Here is a 19539-nt window from a genome sequence, read left to right as displayed (position 1 = left end):
AACTCACAAGTTTCTAACCTCAAAACTTTTTCATGAGTAAATTACCTAATATCACCACCAGTATTTTTACGGTAATGTCAAAAATGGCCGCAGAATACAATGCCATTAATCTCTCGCAGGGATTCCCAAATTTCCCTGTCGACGAAAGATTAACAGCCATTTTAGCGAAGTTAACCAAAGAAAATGTACACCAATATACTCCAATGGCAGGTTATCCGCCGTTAATGAGTCAGATTGCTAAATTGGTTAAAAATTCTTACAACAGAACCATCAATCCTGAAACCGAAATTTTGGTTACGGCTGGTGCAACCCAGGGAATTTTTACCACTATTTTGGCTTTAGTAAAAACCGGCGATGAAGTACTAATTCTGGACCCGAGTTACGATTCTTATGAATCTCCTGTTTTACTTTGCAACGCAAAACCCATCAGAGTTGCCCTAAACGATGATTACACCCCAAACTGGGAAAGAATAGAAAAATCCTGCTCTTCAAAAAGCAAGATGATCATCATCAACAATCCGCACAATCCAACAGGAAAAATCCTGAAGGAAGCTGATTTTCTTGAACTCGAAAAAATACTTTCAAAATACCCCGATCTCCTTGTTTTATCTGACGAAGTGTACGAATACATCACTTTCGAAGAAAAACACATTTCGGCACATACCCGACAAGCTTTACTAGAGCGTTGTATAATGATTTCTTCTTTCGGAAAATCATTTCATATCACGGGTTGGAAAATTGGCTATACCGTAGCACCGGACTATTTAATGAAGGAAATCAAAAAAGTACATCAGTTTTTGGTTTTCAGCGTCAATAGTATTTCACAAGCCGCCATAAGTCAATATTTAGAAGTTGTCGACGTCAATCTTTTGGGGAAATTCTATCAGGAAAAAAGAGATTATTTTCAAAAACTGTTGCAGAATAGCCGATTTGAATTAAAGCCCTGTGAGGGAACTTACTTTCAGGTTGCTTCTTATGCCGCTATTTCAGAGGAAGATGATGTTACTTTCTGCAAGAAACTAATTACAGATCATGGAGTTGCAGCAATTCCGATATCGACTTTCTACTCCGATCATAAAGACCAGAAATTAATACGCTTTTGTTTTGCCAAAGATGATTTTACTTTAGAATCGGCTGCAAAAAAATTATGTAATATATAAAGTTTATCAAAATTTTATAACAATATTATGCACGCATACTATATATTTGATTAATATTGTAAAAAAAAGAAAATATGAGCTATACAGATAAAATGTTACGAGATGATGCTTTAAAAGGCAAAGTTATCGTAGTTACAGGCGGCGGAAGTGGTTTAGGAAAAGCCATGACCAAATACTTCTTAGAATTAGGAGCTCAGGTGGCGATTACTTCAAGAGATTTAGAAAAACTAAAAAACACGGCTACCGAGCTGGAAGCTGAAACTGGTGGAAAATGTTTGCCTCTTCAATGTGATGTTCGTCATTATGAAGAAGTAGAAAACATGCTTCAGGAGGTTCTGAAAGCTTTCGGAAAAGTAGATGTTCTTTTGAACAATGCGGCCGGAAATTTCATTTCTCCAACAGAAAGATTGTCTGCAAATGCATTTGATACTGTTATAGACATCGTTCTTAAAGGTTCTAAAAACTGTACACTGGCTTTTGGAAAACACTGGATCGACAGCAAACAAAAATCAGCTACGATTTTAAATATCGTGACCACTTATGCCTGGACAGGTTCTGCTTATGTAGTACCTAGTGCAACAGCAAAAGCGGGAGTTTTGGCAATGACACGCAGTCTTGCTGTAGAATGGGCCAAATACGGAATCCGTTCTAACGCCATTGCTCCGGGGCCATTCCCAACTAAAGGTGCCTGGGATAGATTATTACCCGGAGATTTAGCTGAAAAATTCGACATGGCTAAAAAAGTACCTTTAAAACGTGTAGGTGATCACCAGGAGTTGGCCAACTTGGCAGCTTATTTGGTTTCAGATTTCTCTGCTTATGTAAATGGTGATGTGATCACAATTGATGGTGGTGAATGGTTGAAAGGTGCCGGACAATTTAACTTATTAGAAGCTATTCCTGAAGAACTTTGGGATCAGCTTGAAATGATGATAAAAGCAAAAAAGAATAAATAATTAATGTGCTTACTAAATTCAGAATATTTTCAAAAGACTATACTGATTGCACTAAATCCCGATGGTAATAACCGTCGGGATTTTTTTTATTTTTTTTATTTTTTTTCACCATATAAGTCATGTAAGTTCATTTAAATGCAATGTGAATCTACGCGACCGCTTATATTTTCTTATATAATTTATATGGTTTAAAAAAAGCGTTAAACAATTCGCAATTAAGGCAAACAATTCTAAACCTTCTTTAAACTTCTTATTATAATATTGACTTAAATTATTATTTTTGCAATACAAATATATAACAACAAATTTATGCTCATTATTGGACTTGCAGGAGGAACAGGAAGTGGAAAAACAACAGTAGTACACCAAATCATGAACGAATTACCAGACACAGAAGTTGGCGTAATTTCTCAGGATTCATATTACAAAGAAACCACTAATCTATCATTTGACGAAAGAGCATTAATTAATTTTGATCACCCGCGTGCGATTGATTTTGAATTATTGGTAAAACATTTAAAAGCATTAAAAGCAGGAGAAACGATTGATCAACCAGTATATTCTTTTATACAACACAACAGAACAGACGATACAGTTTCAACACATCCGAGAAAAGTAATGATCGTTGAAGGAATCTTAATCTTAACAAATCCGGAGCTTCGTGATCTTTTTGATATTAAAATATACGTTCATGCCGATTCAGATGAAAGATTAATCCGTCGTTTAAAACGTGATATTTCAGAACGTGGTCGTGATATTGATGAAGTTTTAACACGTTATCAGAACACCTTAAAACCTATGCACGAGCAATTTATAGAGCCTTCAAAAGCTTTTGCAGACATCATCATACCAAATGACAAATACAACACTGTAGCTATTGATGTAGTTCGTGCCGTAATAAATCAGCGAATTTTATAATTTTTATTGTAAATTTATTGCATTAAAGCTAAAAGCCATAACCCGCTTTCCCTTTATCCTTTTATGATCGTCAAACCATAAAAAGATAAAGGAGCAGCCGGGTCAAAAGAGGAATCAATTACTAAAATTACAACCGTTTAAAATGAAAATAACAAACCCTTTCAAAGGAAAATCCTGGCTCAGTCTTCTGGGCAATAAATACGTTTGGGTATTATTATTTTTTGTGGTCTGGATGCTATTTTTAGATAATTACTCCTATTTTGATCACCGTTTCCTGGACCATCAAATTGATGAACTCGAAGACAATAAAAAATATTATCAAGAGGAAATCAGAAAAGATCAGGAACAAATCAAACTATTGAAAAATCCCGAACAAATAGAAAAATATGCCCGCGAGAAGTACTATATGAAAAAAGACAGCGAAGACATATACATCATTCAATTTGAAGGAGACACTATTCCCGAAACCAAAGAATAATCAGAAAAAAAACCACTAAATGGCTACTACCCTATTCGACGATTTTAGTCCTATTTCATCCAAACAATGGAAACAAAAAATTCAGTTTGAATTGGATGGAGCTGATTATAACGAAACCGTAATCTGGAATTCCCCTGAAGACATTCAGGTAAAACCATTTTATCATAGAGATGAATTCTCAAAAGCTGCTACCGTAGAGACAAAAGTCACTGAATTTAAAATTTGTCAGAACATCTTTGTTTATGATATTGACAAGTCCATTCAAAGAGCTTTAAATACCATAGAAAGAGGTGCTGAAAGTCTTCGTTTCACAATTGAAAACGAAAAAACTGACGTTCAGCAATTATTAGAAAGTCTTCCTTTAGAAAATAGAATTGTTTACTTTAATTTGAATTTCATTTCAATCGATTTCGTAAAACAACTCGACGCTATTGCCATTCAAAAAAAGAGTACTTTTTACTGTAATTTAGATCCAATTGGTCATTTTGCAAGAGAAGGAAACTGGTTTACTACTTCTGATAAAAATAATTTTGAGACTATTGAAAACATTTCAAAAGCAACTTCAAATACAACATTATTAAGTGTAGACTTAGGGCTGTATCAAAATGCTGGAGCCACAATTACACAACAAATCGGGTATAGTTTAGCGCACGCCAACGAGTACCTGAACCGCACACCCAACGCGCTAAAGCAGATTGTATTTCAGGTTTCGGTTGGAACTAATTATTTCTTTGAAATTGCTAAACTTCGCGCCCTACGAATGCTTTTCAAATTGATAGCCAACGAATACCATCCGGATATTGACTGCCATTTACTAGTTACACCAACAAAACGCAACAAAACGATTTACGATTATAATGTAAATATGCTCCGTACCACCACCGAATGTATGTCGGCTATTCTTGGCGGAGCAGATTCAATTGCCAATTTGCCTTATGACTCCTTATATCACAAAGACAATGAATTTGGAGACCGAATTGCGCGAAATCAATTATTGGTTTTAAAGCACGAAAGTTACTTTGACAAAGTAGACAATCCGGCCGATGGAAGTTATTATATTGAAAGCCTGACCATGCAACTTGCAGAAAAAGGACTGGCATTATTTAAAGATATTGAAGCCAATGGAGGTTTTCTGAAACTTTTAAACGATGGAACCATCAAAAAGAAAATTCAGGAAAGTGCCGCTAAAGAACAGGAATTATTTGATTCTAAAAAAGAAGTTTTACTGGGAACCAATAAATACCCTAATAAAGACGACAAAATGAAACATGATTTAGAGTTGTTTCCATTTGTAAAAGTAAAACCTAGAAAAACGTTAATTACGCCAATTATAGAAAAACGATTAGCTGAAAAACTGGAACAGGAACGTCTGGAATTAGAATAATAGTTTTCCATAGTAATTAATCAAACTACTCAAAAGAGTATTTCCATGATAAGAAAAGACCTTACACATATAAAGTTAGATTTTAAAAGCGAGAAGCCAACTATTGAACAACAACCGGCAAGCAGCTTTTTAACTGCTGAAGGAATTGAGCTGAAACAAACCTATTCTGAAAAAGATCTAGAGAACTTAGAATTTTTGGACTTTGGAGCAGGCTTTGCTCCTAATTTACGAGGTCCTTATGCGACCATGTACGTAAGACGCCCATGGACGATTCGTCAGTACGCAGGATTTTCTACCGCAGAAGAAAGTAACGCATTTTACAGACGAAATCTTGCAGCAGGACAAAAAGGGCTATCGATTGCCTTTGACTTACCTACACACCGCGGCTATGATTCAGACCATGAACGTGTAGTGGGCGATGTCGGAAAAGCCGGTGTAGCCATAGACTCTGTTGAAGATATGAAAGTACTCTTTGACCAGATTCCTTTAGATGAAATGTCGGTTTCAATGACCATGAATGGCGCAGTATTGCCTATTATGGCCTTTTATATTGTGGCAGCCGAAGAACAAGGAGTCGCCATACAAAAACTTTCAGGAACCATACAAAATGATATCCTGAAAGAATTCATGGTTAGAAATACCTATATCTATCCGCCCACGCCTTCGATGAAAATAATTGCAGATATTTTTGAATTTACGAGCAAGAAAATGCCCAAATTCAATTCGATCTCAATCTCAGGATATCATATGCAGGAAGCCGGTGCAACCGCCGATATTGAATTGGCATACACTCTGGCAGATGGTTTAGAATACATCAGAACCGGTCTTTCTACGGGAATGACCATTGATGAGTTTGCTCCGCGCCTTTCTTTTTTCTGGGCCATTGGAATGAATCATTTTATGGAAATTGCCAAAATGAGAGCGGGAAGAATGATCTGGGCAAAATTAATCCAGCAATTTAACCCAAAAAGCGATAAATCTCTCGCATTAAGAACCCACTGCCAAACCAGTGGTTGGAGTTTAACTGAGCAAGATCCTTTTAACAATGTGGCCAGAACTTGTATCGAAGCAACAGCAGCCGCTTTTGGAGGAACCCAATCTTTGCACACCAACGCCTTAGATGAAGCAATTGCTTTACCAACCGATTTCTCGGCAAGAATTGCCCGTAATACACAAATCTTTTTACAAGAAGAAACAAAGATCACCAAAACAGTCGACCCTTGGGCCGGTAGTTATTATGTTGAAAGCCTGACAAACGAAATTGTAAAAAGCACCTGGAAACTGATTGAAGAAGTAGAAGAATTAGGCGGAATGACCAAAGCCATCGAAGCCGGAATTCCAAAACTAAGAATCGAAGAAGCTGCAGCCAGAAAACAGGCAAGAATTGACAGCGGACAAGATATTATCGTTGGTGTAAACCAATTTAGATTAGAAAAAGAAGATCCTTTACATATCCTCGATGTAGACAACCAAATGGTTCGAAAACAACAAGTAGAGCGTCTGGAAGAAATAAAATCAAAAAGAGATACTGAAAAAGTAAATCAATCACTGGAAAAATTAATTCTTTGTGCTAAAACCGGACAGGGTAACTTACTCGAAATTGCTGTTGAAGCTGCCAGAAACAGAGCAACTTTAGGCGAAATCAGTGATGCTTTGGAAAGTATCTTCGGAAGATTTAAAGCACAAATTAAATCCTTTAGCGGTGTGTATAGTGCAGCAATAAAAAACGACGAGACTTTTGAAAAGGCAAAACAACTAGCAAATGTCTTTGCCAAACAAGAAGGAAGACGCCCAAGAATCATGATTGCCAAAATGGGACAAGACGGACATGATCGTGGCGCAAAAGTAGTAGCAACAGGTTACGCTGATGTTGGTTTTGACGTAGACATTGGTCCGCTTTTTCAAACTCCTGCCGAAGCAGCCAAACAAGCGGTAGAAAATGACGTGCATATATTAGGCGTTTCATCACTGGCCGCCGGACATAAAACATTGGTCCCTCAGGTAATTGAAGAACTTAAAAAACACGGTCGAGAAGATATCATGGTAATTGTAGGTGGCGTAATTCCCGCACAAGATTATCAATATCTATTCGATGCCGGTGCCGTTGCCGTTTTTGGTCCCGGAACTAAAATTAGTGAAGCTGCTATAAAAATTCTAGACATTTTAATTGACTAGAAAATTAAACATCATAAAAACTGCTTTTTTTGAGCAGGTAAAATAATTCTAAGAGAGACAGTTGTCTCTCTTTTTTTTCTCTTTGTCATTTCGACGAAGGAGAAATCACACTCGCAAATCGACAAAGATTGGCGCTTTTGTATGCGGAATTTCTGGTGCGATTTCTCCTTCGTCGAAATTGACAAATGGGTTAAAACAAATATTTGGGTCACTAAAATAATAAGCATATTCGTACTTTAAAATAGTACTCAATATGCTAAATCCTCAATACGGTTATCATACTTATTATGTTTACATTATCACAAATAAACATCGTTCGACGTTTTACATTGGTGTGACCAAGAATTTAAAATTGAGATTGTATCAACACAAAGAAAATATAGAAATCAAGAAGAAAACATTTGCATCAAAATACAATATTGAATTTTTAGTTTATTATGAAAAATTCGTTTGGATTCAAGAAGCAATTCTAAGAGAAAAAGAATTAAAAAAATGGAACAGGGATAAAAAACTAGCGTTAATTAAAAAACAAAATCCACTATTTGAATTTCTTAATTATCATTTTCAATAATCTGTTTTATTACCTTCACCACAAAGTATGTCATTTCGAGGTACGAGAAATCACACACGTAACTCCACAAAGATTGGAGATTTTCTATGCGAAATTTCTTAATTATCGTTTTGACTAGCCCAATTTATTACCTTCACCACAAACTATGTCATTTCGAGGTACGAGAAATCACACACGTAACTCCACAAAGATTGGCGATTTTCTATGCGGAATTTCTGGTGTGATTTCTCGTACCTCGAAATGACAAGCTGGTGCATAATCCCACATAAAAAAAGACAGACATAAAAAAAACCTGCTCTAAAAAGCAGGTTTCCTTATAAAGCTCACACTCTATTAATCATTAATTGTAGCATTACTATCTGCTTCAATATAAGAAAGGTCATAACCTCCGAAAGCTTTCATATAACTTCTCAACGAAGTACCAAAAGCATCTCTGAAATGCCTGTTTCCTTTGTTTTTAAAGAAGTTTTTTACTGAACCAGCTCCTCCAAGGTGTGCTGCAGCCAAAATTCCAGATTCTGTAATTTCGATACCACTAATCACTTTCCCTTCATACTTTTCAATTTCATTGCGCAAAATCCATTTGTTTTTAGACAATAACGCCACGAATGCTTTTTCCTGTAAAGCGGGATCTTTCAAAAAGGCTTTTTCATTACGGACACCGATTGCTCGTAAAGCTTGAGAACCAAATTGGTATTTCCCCATATATCCCAGGGAATTTACTAATCGGTATTTACCTTGAGATTCTTTAAAAGCTACTGCTTCTTTAAAACCAATAAGATGATTTCCGGTGTAGGGAAAGTTGTAATTTAAATTAGGATAATCATCCTTTTCTTGCGATGGAAATAAGTATTCGGATCCATCTGTTTTTTCGATTAAAAACCAAGGTTTGGTTTTTAGATTAAAGGGTTTAAAACCCAGGCTTAAAAATGTAATAACCACGATCAAACTCGAGTAAAAGTACCATTTCTTTATCATAAATTGTTTTTCTTCAAAACGCTGTCACCTTTTTGAAATTTCTACGGTGCAAAGGTAAAACAATTTGCAAATATACTGATAATCAATTAATTAACTTTTTTAAAAATAAAACGCATGTGCTTTAAGCCCTTTATTGGCGGAGTATTCCAAAGTTGGCGCCGGAATTTTAATCGTGTTCAAAACCGAGAAAATAGTTTTCAAAAAATGCGATTTTGTGTTAATTTTAGCTAAATCAACATCAAAACTAAGAAAAAACTGACGGTATCTTTCGGGATTTTCGACCGAAATCGGAATTTCGTTTTGCACATTTCCCGATAACATACCTTCGGCTCCATATCCAAAAGCAACATTAAACCACTTCGGAATTTTTGATTTTTTTGCAAAAGAATGAAGATTTACAGAAAGCCAATACGTCTGTCCGTTATAGTCTTTTAGTACTTGCTCATTAAGGGATTTTCCTAAAACATTTGGTCTTTGATTGGCATATGAAGTTGTATGAAAAGAAAACTTAGGTGTAATGCGCTGTTCTTTCCAAAGTAATTCCTGAGAGACATACAATGCGGTTCCAGCAGTATTGGCAATAATATCGCCCGAAGAAGCTCCCCATTCAGAAGAATAACCATCCATTACTTCAACGGCTGCCAAAAAAACAAACCCTATACCCGCACCATAAATTAATTGCTTTTTAGTATCGGCACCGCTCCAATTAAGCGCTTCCGCACCAAATCTTCCCAAATGATAAGCAGAGTAGAAATGACCCACTTTATCCATTTGCAGCCATTCTTTATTATCATTTATAAAATGAAAATTTGACTTCGGATAATCAGAATACCAGATCTGATTTAAACCCAATAAAGTGACTGAAGCTAAAGCAGCTTCAGTCACTATAACTGTATTTTGTCTTTTTAGATTTAAAGTATCTGAGGGCGTTAAAAAAGCATCGATTTTACTTTGAGCTTCCATCCAATGAAAATTCAAAAAAAATAAAACCGATAAAATAAGGATCTTTTTAAAACTCAAAACTATCTTGTTACGCCCTGACTAGCGATCCAGTCTGAATATTTTTTTGCATTTACAGTATGTTGCTCATAAGTAGAAGCAAATTCATGGTATCCAAAACGATCTACGCTGGCACAAAAATAAATATAATCATGCTTCTCCGGATTTAAAACCGCATCAAGAGCCGTAATGTCAGGCATCGCAATTGGCCCTGGAGGAAGACCTACATTTACATAAGTATTGTAAGGTGACTTCATAATCAGATCATTATAAAAAACTCTTTTTATAACCTGATCAAAATCATTCGCTTTTAATTTTAAAGCATAAATAACGGTCGGATCAGCCTGTAACGGCATCGCCAAACGCAAACGGTTTAAATATACACCTGCAATTCGAGGTCTTTCGTCTTTTTTAACGGATTCTTTATGAACAATAGAGGCCAAAATTGTAGCCTGAACCGGAGTTAATCCCTGAGCTTTTGCTTTTGCAATACGATCAGCTGTCCAGAAATTATGATATTCCTTGATCATTTTATCACGAAACTTTTCTGCAGAAGTATTCCAATAAATTTCATAAGTATTCGGAATAAACATCGCAAAAACATTCTCTTCATTAAAACCGTTTGCTTTTAAGAAAGTCGAATCTTTAATCGCTTTCATTAACGACAAACTATCCGCTTCGATTTCTGCTCCTACTCTTCCGGCAAAATTCTCCAAACGCTCCTGGTTATTAAAAGCTAATTTCACAGGGACATTAGAACGCATCGCACGAACCAAATCGATATTATTCATATCTTTTTTAAGCAAAAAACGACCTGATTTTACATTTTCAGGATAACTTCTTTTATTGGCAACCATTTCAAAATTATCGAAATTCTTGATATACGGTTGTATTATTTTTTTCACATCCGTATAATTGGCTCCGGTAGGAACGTATACGTACACTTCTTTTTCTTCGAACTTAGTATTGGCACTAAAAATTCTACTGATTAAAATAAATCCGTAAATCATTAAAACTGAAATTACGGCTACGGCAGCTAACGTGATTATTTTTTTTATACTCAAAGCTAAGATTTTAAATTTGTTTGTTAATTAACTGAAAAATTGCTTCATCCTGATACTGATTGTTTACCAGAATCCAATCTTTTTTAATTCCTATTTCCTTGAAGCCAAATTTAGTAAAAAGTGCTATACTAGCTACATTCCCTACATTAATATTTGCATATAATTGATGCAGATTTAAATTGTGAAAAGAGTATTTAATCAGTAGCTCTAAAGCCTCAGAACCAATATTTTGCTTTCTGTTCTCTTTACTTTGAATCACAATTCCAACTCCTGCTCTGTTATTTTTAGGATCAAATTCAAATAAATCAATCAATCCAACAGCCGGAAAATCTTCATCCTGACAAATCGCCAATCGCAATTGTTTGGCTTCATAAATATCCTGATGCGCATTTTCGAGATACTGCCGAACTAAAAACCTACTATAAGGCGTTTGAGTATTACTAACCTCCCAAATACTCTGATCGTTCTCCATTGCATACACAAATTCCAGATCATTAGGTTCTAATGCCCGCAGGTAAACCGATTCTCCTTTTAGAGTTATCATAGTTGATTTTAGATTTTAGACTGTAGATTTTAGATTGCTGATATTCGATTTCTGATTTCAGATCTTTCACTTATAACTTTTAAACCTCAATAGTTCCTTTAAAAACAAATTTTGCAGGTCCGGTCAAAAACACATTCGAAAAATGATCTCCGGTTTTATCAAAAGAAACGATTAGTTTTCCACCTTCAACATTCAAATTAATTGAAGTTTTATCGGTTTCACCAATTGCATTCATTGCTATTGCAACAGCTGTTGCACCGGTTCCACAGGCTAAAGTTTCATCTTCAACACCACGCTCGTACGTACGAAGCGAAAAAGTGCTGTCATCTACTTTTTTAACAAAATTAATATTGCTTCCTTTTTCTCCATATAAAGCACCATAACGAATTGCCGCTCCATTTTCTTTCACATTGTAATGCTCTAAATCTTCAACAATTTGCACGTGATGCGGAGAACCTGTATTCAGAAAAGTATAAGAATCTTTCTTTTGAATTTCATCAACATCTATCATTTGCAATGAAATAATAGCATCCTCTCCAACAGACGCGTGGTGTAAACCATCTGTCGCTATAAAAGTTGTTTTATTTTCAATTACTCCTAACTGATTAGCAAAAGCAACCAGACAACGACCACCGTTTCCACACATGGAACTCTGATTTCCGTCTGAATTATAATACACCATTCTAAAGTCAGTCTCGGAATCATTTTCCAGCAAAATAAGTCCGTCAGCTCCAATTCCGAAACGTCTGTCACACAGGCGTTCAATCAGTTTTATATTGTCTTTAGGAAAAAACTCAGAACGATTGTCAATCATTACAAAATCATTCCCTGTACCTTGATATTTATAAAATTCTACTTGCATTTTTTGTCTTTAAGAAGTACAAAAGTACGAACTATTAATTAATGAAATGTTAATCATTGTTAAAGAGCGTTAAACCATTTTTCTAAATAATTTTTTGAAGTAATTTTACGTTAAATAACTTAAATATAAATTCTAATTATGAAAAGATTTTCAGCCTTATTTTTAGTGTCATTATTTAGCGGCGCTATTACCCTTGGTGCTTACAAGTTATTATTTGAAAGCAACACTTCTTTTTTTGGAAAAGGAAATTCTGTTGTAACTCTTGCTCCCAATTCGTTTGGCAGAAATGTTGCATTAGCAGCAGAAACTGTAGATTTCACAGCAGCCGCAGACAAAACAATCCACACCGTTGTTCACGTAAAAAACGTCTCGCGACGAACTGTCAGTAACCCCATGATGGAATTTTTCTACGGTTATGGCGGGCAACAACAGCAGGAACAAGTTGGAACCGGTTCCGGTGTAATTATTTCTGAAGACGGGTACATTGTAACCAACAATCACGTAATTAAAGATGCTTCGGAAATTGAAATTACGTTGAACAATAAAAAATCATATACAGCCAAACTTATTGGTACAGATTCTAAAATGGATATTGCTTTATTAAAAATCAATGCAGACGAAAAACTTCCTTACACCACTTTTGCGAATTCAGATTCTGTAAAAATCGGTGAATGGGTTCTGGCCGTTGGAAATCCGTATAATTTAACTTCGACTGTAACTGCGGGAATTGTTTCGGCAAAAGCCAGAAATTTAGATACAAAGGGCATTCAATCCTTCATTCAAACGGATGCTGCCGTAAATCCCGGAAACAGCGGTGGCGCTTTGGTGAATACTCGTGGAGAATTAATTGGAATTAATACTATGATTTCTTCAATGACGGGTTCTTATGTTGGATACTCATTTGCCGTTCCGTCTAATATTGCCCGAAAAATTATCGAGGACATTATGGAATTCGGGAATGTTCAAAGGGGAATTCTAGGTGTTGAAGGAGGAGAATTAAACAGTACCGCTTCAAAAGAATTGGGAATTACTGAAACGCAAGGTTTTTATATTAGCAAAGTTTCCAAAAATTCCGGTGCAGAAAAAGCCGGACTGACAAAAGGTGATATAATTGTAAAACTGGACGAACAAAATATTTCAACTTATGCAGACCTTTCGAGCTACATCAATGCCAAACGCCCAAATGATGTTGTTAAAGTGACTTATATTAAAGACGGAAAAACGAAAACTGTTCCGGTAACTTTAAGCAAAAATGAATTTTACAGCACCGAATTTAAAGGTATAGAACTGGAAAATATTGATGCTGCCGATAAAAAGAAATTCAACATAAATTATGGTGTAAAAATCAGAAGTATTTCTAATGAAAATTTAATGCAGTACCAAAATGAATTACAAGGCAATATCATTTTAAGTATAGATAATGTTAAAGCAACAAATATTGAAACGGTTTCAAAACTCTTAAATAAAAAAGATGAGGGACAAAGTATGCGTCTTGAAATGATCAATAAAAATGGAGAAATCCTAAGAATTATTATCTAAACATCTTACTCAAATTAAAACGAAAGGCCATCTTATTTTTAAGGTGGCCTTTTTTATTTTTCTTCCCAAAACCATTTCCGTTTTTGTTTTCAGGAACCCAATTTTAATTTAACAGGAATAAAATATTTTTTTCGTGAGTTTCAAAAAAAAATGCTAAAATAGTTTACGAAATCGATTGAAATGGGTACTTTTGCGCAAAATTTTAAAATAGTCCTCTATTTATTTTTCCAAATTTCCAATTATGAGCAAAAAATCTTTGTACCAAAAAGAAGTATCACTTCAAGTCGACCGAAGAAGAGCTGGTGTCGAATTAATCAAAATCATAAGTGATTTATGGTATGACAAATCCATCGAAATGGTTTTATTCAAGAATCAATTATTGGATAAAAATGTAAGCGATATTATTAATTTACATCAATACGCAGGTGAGTTTGTTGGTAAGCCAATCACCATTTTTGATTCAGTTGAAATTGCTCAGGTTATCCTGTCGTTAGATCTTCCGCCTTCAAAATTAGATTTAGGAAAACTAACCTACGAATATCGTCTGGAAGATGAGAAATATCCTGATGCAAGATATTTTGTACTTGATAAATTAAAAGAAGCCAAATCATCAGAAGAAATTCAACCAAAAGATGTGGTTTTATATGGTTTTGGAAGAATTGGTCGCTTATTGGCCAGAGAATTAATGTCTAAAACTGGAAAAGGAAATCAATTGCGTTTAAGAGCAATTGTAACTCGTGATGCAAACGATGCCACTAGTTTAGAAAAAAGAGCTTCTTTATTACGATACGATTCAATTCACGGAGATTTCCAAGGTTCTGTAACTACTGACCCTAAAAATAATGCTTTGATCATCAACGGAACTACAGTTCATATGATCACAGCAAATACACCGGAAGAAATAGATTATACACAATACGGAATCAATGACGCTTTGATCATTGACAATACCGGAGTTTTCACTACCGAAGTTGCTTTACAAAGACACTTGACTTCAAATGGTGCCGGTAAAGTTTTATTGACTGCGCCAGGAAAAGGAGTTCCTAATATTGTACATGGGGTAAACCATAATGAATACAATCCTGATGAGATTAATATTTTCTCAGCAGCTTCTTGTACTACAAATGCCATTACACCGGTATTAAAAGCTATCGAAGATACATTGGGAGTTGTAAAAGGTCACTTGGAAACCATCCATGCCTATACAAACGACCAGAATTTAGTAGACAACATGCACAAAAAATACCGTCGTGGTAGAGCTGCAGCTTTAAATATGGTAATCACTGAAACAGGAGCCGGAAGTGCTGTAGCAAAAGCTTTGCCTTCGCTAGAGGGTAAATTGACTTCAAATGCAATTAGAGTTCCAGTTCCAAATGGTTCATTGGTAGTGCTGAATTTAGAAGTTAAGAAAGGAACGACAGTTGCTGCGATCAATAAAATAATGAAAAAATATGCTTTAGAAGGAGAATTGGTAGAGCAAATTAAATATTCATTAAATAATGAATTAGTTTCATCAGATATCGTTGGTACATCTGCGCCTTCAATTTATGACAGTAATGCTACAATTGTATCTAAAGACGGAAAAAATATTGTATTATACATCTGGTACGACAATGAATACGGTTATAGCCATCAGGTTATCCGTTTAGCCAAATATATTGCAAAAGTAAGACGTTTCACTTACTATTAATATAAACCAAAACCAGTGTTAAACAAAACCATCAAGTTTACTTGGTGGTTTTTTTATTTAGATAGGCAAGACCGTGGTACTTTTTACTTCAGAAATTACAAAAACGGTATTTAACAAAGAGACTTCCGGTAAAACTGATAATTTCTGTTGGTGAAAACGATGGTAGCTTTCCATGTCCGGAATGATAATTTTGAGCATATAATCAAAATTCCCCGAAACATAATTACACTCTACCACTTCCGGTAAATTCAAAATAGATTGATTAAACCCCTCCGAAGTGTCATAAGTTTGTTTGGTCAACGTAACTTGGCAATACACAGTAAGATTATTTCCGAGTTTTTTCTTGTTTAAAATCGTGACATATTTTTCTATAACACCCTCTTTTTCAAGACGTTTGACCCGATCATGAACCGGCGTTAACGATAAATTAATCTTATTTGCAATGTCTTTTAACGTGTAATGCGCATCTTCCTGTAAAAGTCGTAGGATTTTTTTGTCAGTTTCATCTAAAGCCATAACGAAAACGATATAAATTTTGATTTAAAAAAAGTCTTTTTTTCTCTTTCAGGAAAGAAAAACACTTCCCAAAAGAATATTTTTCTGTAAAAGTAACAAATAAAATAATATTTTCTTATTTATCAATCAATTATCAATAATATATTCTCTAACTGTAAATTTGTAAAAAACAATTTCAAAAAACAAAAAAATATAACAATATGATAATAGGTGTTCCAAAAGAAATCAAGAATAACGAAAATCGTGTAGCTTTAACTCCAGCAGGAGTTTCTGAAATGAAAAAACACGGTCATGTAGTTTACGTTCAGGCAACTGCAGGTGTAGGTAGTGGTTTTGCTGATGAAGAATATGCAAAAGCTGGTGCAACAGTTTTAGCAACTATTGAAGAAGTATATGCTATCGCTGAAATGATTATCAAAGTAAAAGAGCCTATTGCTTCTGAGTATCCATTAATCAAAAAAGATCAATTACTTTTCACTTATTTCCACTTTGCATCATCTGAGCCATTAACACACGCTATGTTAGAAAGAGGAGCAGTATGTTTAGCTTACGAAACAGTTGAAAAAGCAGATCGTAGTTTACCTTTATTAGTTCCAATGTCTGAGGTTGCAGGTCGTATGGCTATTCAACAAGGAGCAAAATACCTTGAAAAACCGTTAAAAGGAAGAGGAATCCTTTTAGGAGGTGTTCCAGGTGTTCCACCGGCAAAAGTTTTAGTTTTAGGTGGAGGTATCGTTGGTACTCAAGCAGCTAAAATGGCAGCAGGTTTAGGAGCTCAAGTTACTATTATGGATTTAAGCTTACCACGTTTACGTCAGTTAGATGATATTATGCCAGCTAACGTAAATACAGAAATGTCAAATCACTATAACATTACCAGAGCAATTGCTGATGCAGATTTAATTGTTGGTGCAGTTTTGATCCCAGGAGCAAAAGCGCCTCACTTAATCACTCGTGATATGTTAAAATTAATGCGTCCGGGAACTGTTGTTGTTGACGTAGCGGTAGATCAAGGTGGTTGTATTGAGACTTGTACTCCAACAACTCACGAGAACCCAACTTTTATTATTGATGATATTGTTCACTACTGTGTAGCAAATATGCCGGGAGCTGTTCCTTATACTTCTACATTAGCTTTAACTAATGCTACTTTACCGTATGCTGTACAGTTGGCTAACAAAGGATGGGAAAAAGCTTGCGCTGAAAATGAAGAATTGAAAAAAGGATTAAACGTTGCTAATGGTAAAATCCTTTACAAAGGAGTTGCTGAAGCATGGAATCTTCCTTTTAACGAAGAAGTAGTGTTAGCAAACGCATAGTTGCTAGCATTATAATAAGTGCTTACTAAATAAAAAAGGCTTTTCTTAATTGAAAAGCCTTTTTTGTTACAAAAAACCCTGTCTCGAATTAAGACAGGGTTTTTAAATTTAATATGTGTCTAGCACTTAAATAACGATGTTTTTTCCTCAATTATTTAGAACTACCAATCCTAGATTACTTCTTTTCATCCAAAACTTCTTGAAGTACTTTCGCTTCAGTTCCATTTGGAAAGGTAACTTTTATTTTTTGTGCTATTGTTGGTGCAATTTCAGTTATCCCTTTTTTATCATACGACTCTCCTTTTTTGATATGCCAGCCATAAAAAATCGCAGGAACATGCGTATCATAACTATAAGGTGTCCCGTGTGAAGTTCCCGTATTTGAATATTCAATATCACCCGGTTTGTCTACAATAATCAAATCTCCATTTTGAGTTACATCATACCCTTTTGCTACAAAGTTTAAATAGTAATCATTTCCGGAATTAGCCAAAATTTCTTCCTCGGTATAAACTCTCTTCACTTGTGGTTGTGCAATTAAAAAACTTTTAAAAGCCTTCTTTACATTAAGTAAATCTAATTTTTTATCCTTAATAAGTTTCTTATTGAAGAAAATATTAAAGTTAGAATAATTTAAAATTAAATCTACACCAAAAGTTTTAACAGAAAAATCCTGCAAGCTTTTCCTAACGTCTTTTGATGGATAATTATCTACATTATATTTATGATCTTTTAAATAGATAACATTTTCTGCCCCTGCATGATCAGCAGTTAGAAAAAGTAAATAATTGTCTTTTCCAACCGTTTTATCAAGATAAGCTAAAAAGTCAGCAATAGTTTGATCCAATCTCAAATAAGTATCCTGAAGCTCCATAGAACGAGGTCCAAGTAAATGACCAACATAATCAGTCGAAGAAAAACTAACAGTAAGGAAATCGGTAGTATTGTCTTTACCCAGATCTTCCTTCGCAATAGCTTCCATAGCAAACTCAGCCAACAAATCATTCCCATACGGAGTCGCTCTTAAGACACCTGCATCATTTTTCTCATACATTGTTTTCAAATCATATGGAAAAACAGGCGCTGCACTACCATATAGTTTCCCTTCATACGGGTTATTATCCGGTAAGCTTTCATTGTATGTGCTAGCTGGTTTATATAAATCCCAACCTTTATTAATATACTTCAAATAACGCTTCTCATTATTGAACTGGGTAACCCAATCAGGTAATTTATCCCCATAAAAAGTACTTGAAATAAAAGAACCTGTTTTGCTGTACCAGAATGCCCAATTTGCAAAATGTCCTGCAGGCAAAATTGCTCCACGATCCTTCAAACTAAGACCGATTACTTTTCCAGTAAAATTTGTTGCCATTCTAACTTCGTCAGTTATAGTAGTACTTTGCAGATTCTTTGGTGACATTGCACCCTCCTCTACAGTACCATCTCCAACCGTTTTAACAGATGCATCATCTGTACAGTACATTTCTTTACCAAGCGTTCTGCTAAACCATTCATTACCTACAATTCCATGTGTTGCCGGTGTCGTCCCTGTATAAATAGAAGCATGTCCCGGTGCAGTATAAGTTGGCATGTAATTATAATGCATATTCTGAAAAGTATATCCATTATTTATTAATCTATTAAAACCATTTGGAGAAAAATCATCTGAAAACCGATAGAGATATTCCATTTTCATTTGATCAACTACAATACCTACAACTAATTTTGGGCGCTCTTGAGCACTTAAACTTGTGATAGCAAATAATACCAACAATAAAATACTTTTTTTCATATTTAGATTATAATTAAAAAACAAAAATACAGATTCGCATTTAAAAACTCTAGTCACTCCTACTCTAAAATCCTTTATTTACTATAATTTAACAGATTTCCAGAAGTTTAATAACGACAACTAGTCATTTAATTTTAAAGTTAATCCGTTACTTGCGAAGATTTCTAATTTGTAATACTAAACAAACACACAATTATCCTCTAACTTCTTTTAAACAGCAAGTTCGCAAAGATTTCATAAACAATACAAAGAAAAATTTTAGATGAAACTGCCCAATTCATATCTGTAAATTTGATCATTACAGCAGTAATAATGGCGTTTCTTATATGTGCTGCTTAACCGCAAAGCACGCAAGGGGTTTACGCAAGGCTCGCAAAGTAACTCTAAACTGAACTTACATCACTTACATGGTTTAAAAAAAGAAAAACCAAAAAGTATATAAAACAAAAAACCCTATCCAAATCGGATAGGGTTTTTAAAAGAAAGGCGACGACATACTCTCCCACATAACTGCAGTACCATCTGCGCAGGCGGGCTTAACTACTCTGTTCGGGATGGGAAGAGGTGAGCCCCGCCGCAATAACCACCTTA

The 19539-nt window shown here is 35.0% G+C and carries 17 protein-coding genes and 1 rRNA gene; 10 read left to right on the top strand and 8 right to left on the bottom strand.

What is annotated here, in order from left to right; all coding sequences use genetic code 11:
* Positions 1-32: 32 nt before the first annotated feature.
* From ACHRV3_RS22235 to ACHRV3_RS22205, 7 genes are all read left to right on the top strand, one after another.
* Positions 33-1160, top strand: coding sequence for a methionine aminotransferase (locus tag ACHRV3_RS22235; RefSeq protein ID WP_395436189.1), 1128 nt, complete (start codon positions 33-35; stop codon positions 1158-1160).
* Between the two features lie 74 nt (positions 1161-1234).
* Positions 1235-2116 carry an SDR family oxidoreductase gene (locus ACHRV3_RS22230; protein WP_047779200.1) on the top strand — a complete coding sequence of 294 codons (882 nt, stop codon included), beginning with the start codon at positions 1235-1237 and terminating at the stop codon, positions 2114-2116.
* Between the two features lie 309 nt (positions 2117-2425).
* A complete protein-coding gene (udk, locus tag ACHRV3_RS22225; RefSeq protein WP_047779201.1) occupies positions 2426-3034 on the top strand; it encodes a uridine kinase in 609 nt (202 codons plus the stop codon).
* Between the two features lie 142 nt (positions 3035-3176).
* Complete coding sequence (locus ACHRV3_RS22220; RefSeq protein ID WP_047779202.1) at positions 3177-3512, top strand: septum formation initiator family protein; 336 nt, start codon at positions 3177-3179, stop codon at positions 3510-3512.
* Positions 3513-3531: 19 nt separating this feature from the next.
* A complete protein-coding gene (locus ACHRV3_RS22215) occupies positions 3532-4896 on the top strand; it encodes a methylmalonyl-CoA mutase subunit beta (protein WP_395436188.1) in 1365 nt (454 codons plus the stop codon).
* A 45-nt stretch (positions 4897-4941) separates the two neighbouring features.
* Positions 4942-7071 (top strand): methylmalonyl-CoA mutase, encoded by a 2130-nt coding sequence (gene scpA / locus ACHRV3_RS22210; protein WP_395436187.1) that lies wholly within the window; start codon positions 4942-4944, stop codon positions 7069-7071.
* A gap of 253 nt (positions 7072-7324) precedes the next feature.
* Positions 7325-7642 carry a GIY-YIG nuclease family protein gene (locus ACHRV3_RS22205; RefSeq protein ID WP_395436186.1) on the top strand — a complete coding sequence of 106 codons (318 nt, stop codon included), beginning with the start codon at positions 7325-7327 and terminating at the stop codon, positions 7640-7642.
* A 333-nt stretch (positions 7643-7975) separates the two neighbouring features.
* Here ACHRV3_RS22205 and ACHRV3_RS22200 read toward each other — a convergent pair whose 3' ends face one another.
* The 5 genes from ACHRV3_RS22200 to dapF all read right to left on the bottom strand — a co-directional run bounded on the left by ACHRV3_RS22200 (position 7976) and on the right by dapF (position 12089).
* On the bottom strand, positions 7976-8620 hold the full coding sequence (locus ACHRV3_RS22200) for a hypothetical protein (protein WP_047779206.1): 645 nt from the start codon (positions 8618-8620) through the stop codon (positions 7976-7978).
* Positions 8621-8719: 99 nt separating this feature from the next.
* On the bottom strand, positions 8720-9583 hold the full coding sequence (locus ACHRV3_RS22195) for a DUF2279 domain-containing protein (protein ID WP_047779207.1): 864 nt from the start codon (positions 9581-9583) through the stop codon (positions 8720-8722).
* Positions 9584-9642: 59 nt separating this feature from the next.
* Positions 9643-10683, bottom strand: coding sequence for an endolytic transglycosylase MltG (gene mltG, locus ACHRV3_RS22190; protein WP_047779208.1), 1041 nt, complete (start codon positions 10681-10683; stop codon positions 9643-9645).
* A 10-nt stretch (positions 10684-10693) separates the two neighbouring features.
* On the bottom strand, positions 10694-11227 hold the full coding sequence (locus ACHRV3_RS22185) for a GNAT family N-acetyltransferase (protein ID WP_047779209.1): 534 nt from the start codon (positions 11225-11227) through the stop codon (positions 10694-10696).
* Between the two features lie 79 nt (positions 11228-11306).
* Complete coding sequence (dapF, locus tag ACHRV3_RS22180) at positions 11307-12089, bottom strand: diaminopimelate epimerase (protein ID WP_395436185.1); 783 nt, start codon at positions 12087-12089, stop codon at positions 11307-11309.
* Between the two features lie 138 nt (positions 12090-12227).
* On the opposite strand from dapF, the gene ACHRV3_RS22175 reads away from it, so the two are divergent.
* On the top strand, positions 12228-13628 hold the full coding sequence (locus ACHRV3_RS22175; protein WP_047779211.1) for a trypsin-like peptidase domain-containing protein: 1401 nt from the start codon (positions 12228-12230) through the stop codon (positions 13626-13628).
* Between the two features lie 241 nt (positions 13629-13869).
* Positions 13870-15318 (top strand): glyceraldehyde-3-phosphate dehydrogenase, encoded by a 1449-nt coding sequence (locus tag ACHRV3_RS22170; RefSeq protein ID WP_047779212.1) that lies wholly within the window; start codon positions 13870-13872, stop codon positions 15316-15318.
* A 57-nt stretch (positions 15319-15375) separates the two neighbouring features.
* Here the strand turns inward: ACHRV3_RS22170 and ACHRV3_RS22165 are convergent, their stop codons facing one another.
* The gene (locus ACHRV3_RS22165) at positions 15376-15834 is read right to left on the bottom strand and encodes an Lrp/AsnC family transcriptional regulator (RefSeq protein ID WP_047779213.1); all 459 of its coding nucleotides are present in this window, start codon (positions 15832-15834) and stop codon (positions 15376-15378) included.
* A gap of 200 nt (positions 15835-16034) precedes the next feature.
* Between ACHRV3_RS22165 and ald the strand changes: the two genes are divergently transcribed.
* Positions 16035-17153: an alanine dehydrogenase gene (gene ald / locus ACHRV3_RS22160; protein ID WP_230003013.1), complete on the top strand. Its 1119-nt coding sequence runs from the start codon at positions 16035-16037 to the stop codon at positions 17151-17153.
* Between the two features lie 175 nt (positions 17154-17328).
* On the opposite strand, the gene pafA is transcribed toward ald, so the two are convergent.
* Positions 17329-18948, bottom strand: a complete 1620-nt coding sequence (gene pafA, locus ACHRV3_RS22155; protein ID WP_395436184.1) for an alkaline phosphatase PafA — start codon at positions 18946-18948, stop codon at positions 17329-17331.
* A gap of 481 nt (positions 18949-19429) precedes the next feature.
* Positions 19430-19539 (bottom strand): 5S ribosomal RNA (gene rrf, locus ACHRV3_RS22150).

The organism is Flavobacterium sp. FlaQc-49 (assembly GCF_044005985.1).
Classification (GTDB): domain Bacteria; phylum Bacteroidota; class Bacteroidia; order Flavobacteriales; family Flavobacteriaceae; genus Flavobacterium; species Flavobacterium cupriresistens.
Note: the sequence above shows the minus strand (reverse complement) of the source record. Positions and strands in the feature narration are given on the sequence as shown.

What these genes read in the sequence shown, in the direction of transcription:
- ACHRV3_RS22205 (WP_395436186.1), top strand. Translation starts at nt 7,325, where the DNA reads ATGCTAAATCCTCAATACGGTTATCATACTTATTATGTTTACATTATC.
- ACHRV3_RS22175 (WP_047779211.1), top strand. Translation starts at nt 12,228, where the DNA reads ATGAAAAGATTTTCAGCCTTATTTTTAGTGTCATTATTTAGCGGCGCT.
- ACHRV3_RS22165 (WP_047779213.1), bottom strand. Translation starts at nt 15,834, where the DNA reads ATGGCTTTAGATGAAACTGACAAAAAAATCCTACGACTTTTACAGGAA.
- ACHRV3_RS22215 (WP_395436188.1), top strand. Translation starts at nt 3,532, where the DNA reads ATGGCTACTACCCTATTCGACGATTTTAGTCCTATTTCATCCAAACAA.
- ACHRV3_RS22195 (WP_047779207.1), bottom strand. Translation starts at nt 9,583, where the DNA reads ATGGAAGCTCAAAGTAAAATCGATGCTTTTTTAACGCCCTCAGATACT.
- ACHRV3_RS22185 (WP_047779209.1), bottom strand. Translation starts at nt 11,227, where the DNA reads ATGATAACTCTAAAAGGAGAATCGGTTTACCTGCGGGCATTAGAACCT.
- ACHRV3_RS22230 (WP_047779200.1), top strand. Translation starts at nt 1,235, where the DNA reads ATGAGCTATACAGATAAAATGTTACGAGATGATGCTTTAAAAGGCAAA.
- ACHRV3_RS22200 (WP_047779206.1), bottom strand. Translation starts at nt 8,620, where the DNA reads ATGATAAAGAAATGGTACTTTTACTCGAGTTTGATCGTGGTTATTACA.
- ald (WP_230003013.1), top strand. Translation starts at nt 16,035, where the DNA reads ATGATAATAGGTGTTCCAAAAGAAATCAAGAATAACGAAAATCGTGTA.
- pafA (WP_395436184.1), bottom strand. Translation starts at nt 18,948, where the DNA reads ATGAAAAAAAGTATTTTATTGTTGGTATTATTTGCTATCACAAGTTTA.
- scpA (WP_395436187.1), top strand. Translation starts at nt 4,942, where the DNA reads ATGATAAGAAAAGACCTTACACATATAAAGTTAGATTTTAAAAGCGAG.
- ACHRV3_RS22235 (WP_395436189.1), top strand. Translation starts at nt 33, where the DNA reads ATGAGTAAATTACCTAATATCACCACCAGTATTTTTACGGTAATGTCA.
- ACHRV3_RS22170 (WP_047779212.1), top strand. Translation starts at nt 13,870, where the DNA reads ATGAGCAAAAAATCTTTGTACCAAAAAGAAGTATCACTTCAAGTCGAC.
- udk (WP_047779201.1), top strand. Translation starts at nt 2,426, where the DNA reads ATGCTCATTATTGGACTTGCAGGAGGAACAGGAAGTGGAAAAACAACA.
- dapF (WP_395436185.1), bottom strand. Translation starts at nt 12,089, where the DNA reads ATGCAAGTAGAATTTTATAAATATCAAGGTACAGGGAATGATTTTGTA.
- ACHRV3_RS22220 (WP_047779202.1), top strand. Translation starts at nt 3,177, where the DNA reads ATGAAAATAACAAACCCTTTCAAAGGAAAATCCTGGCTCAGTCTTCTG.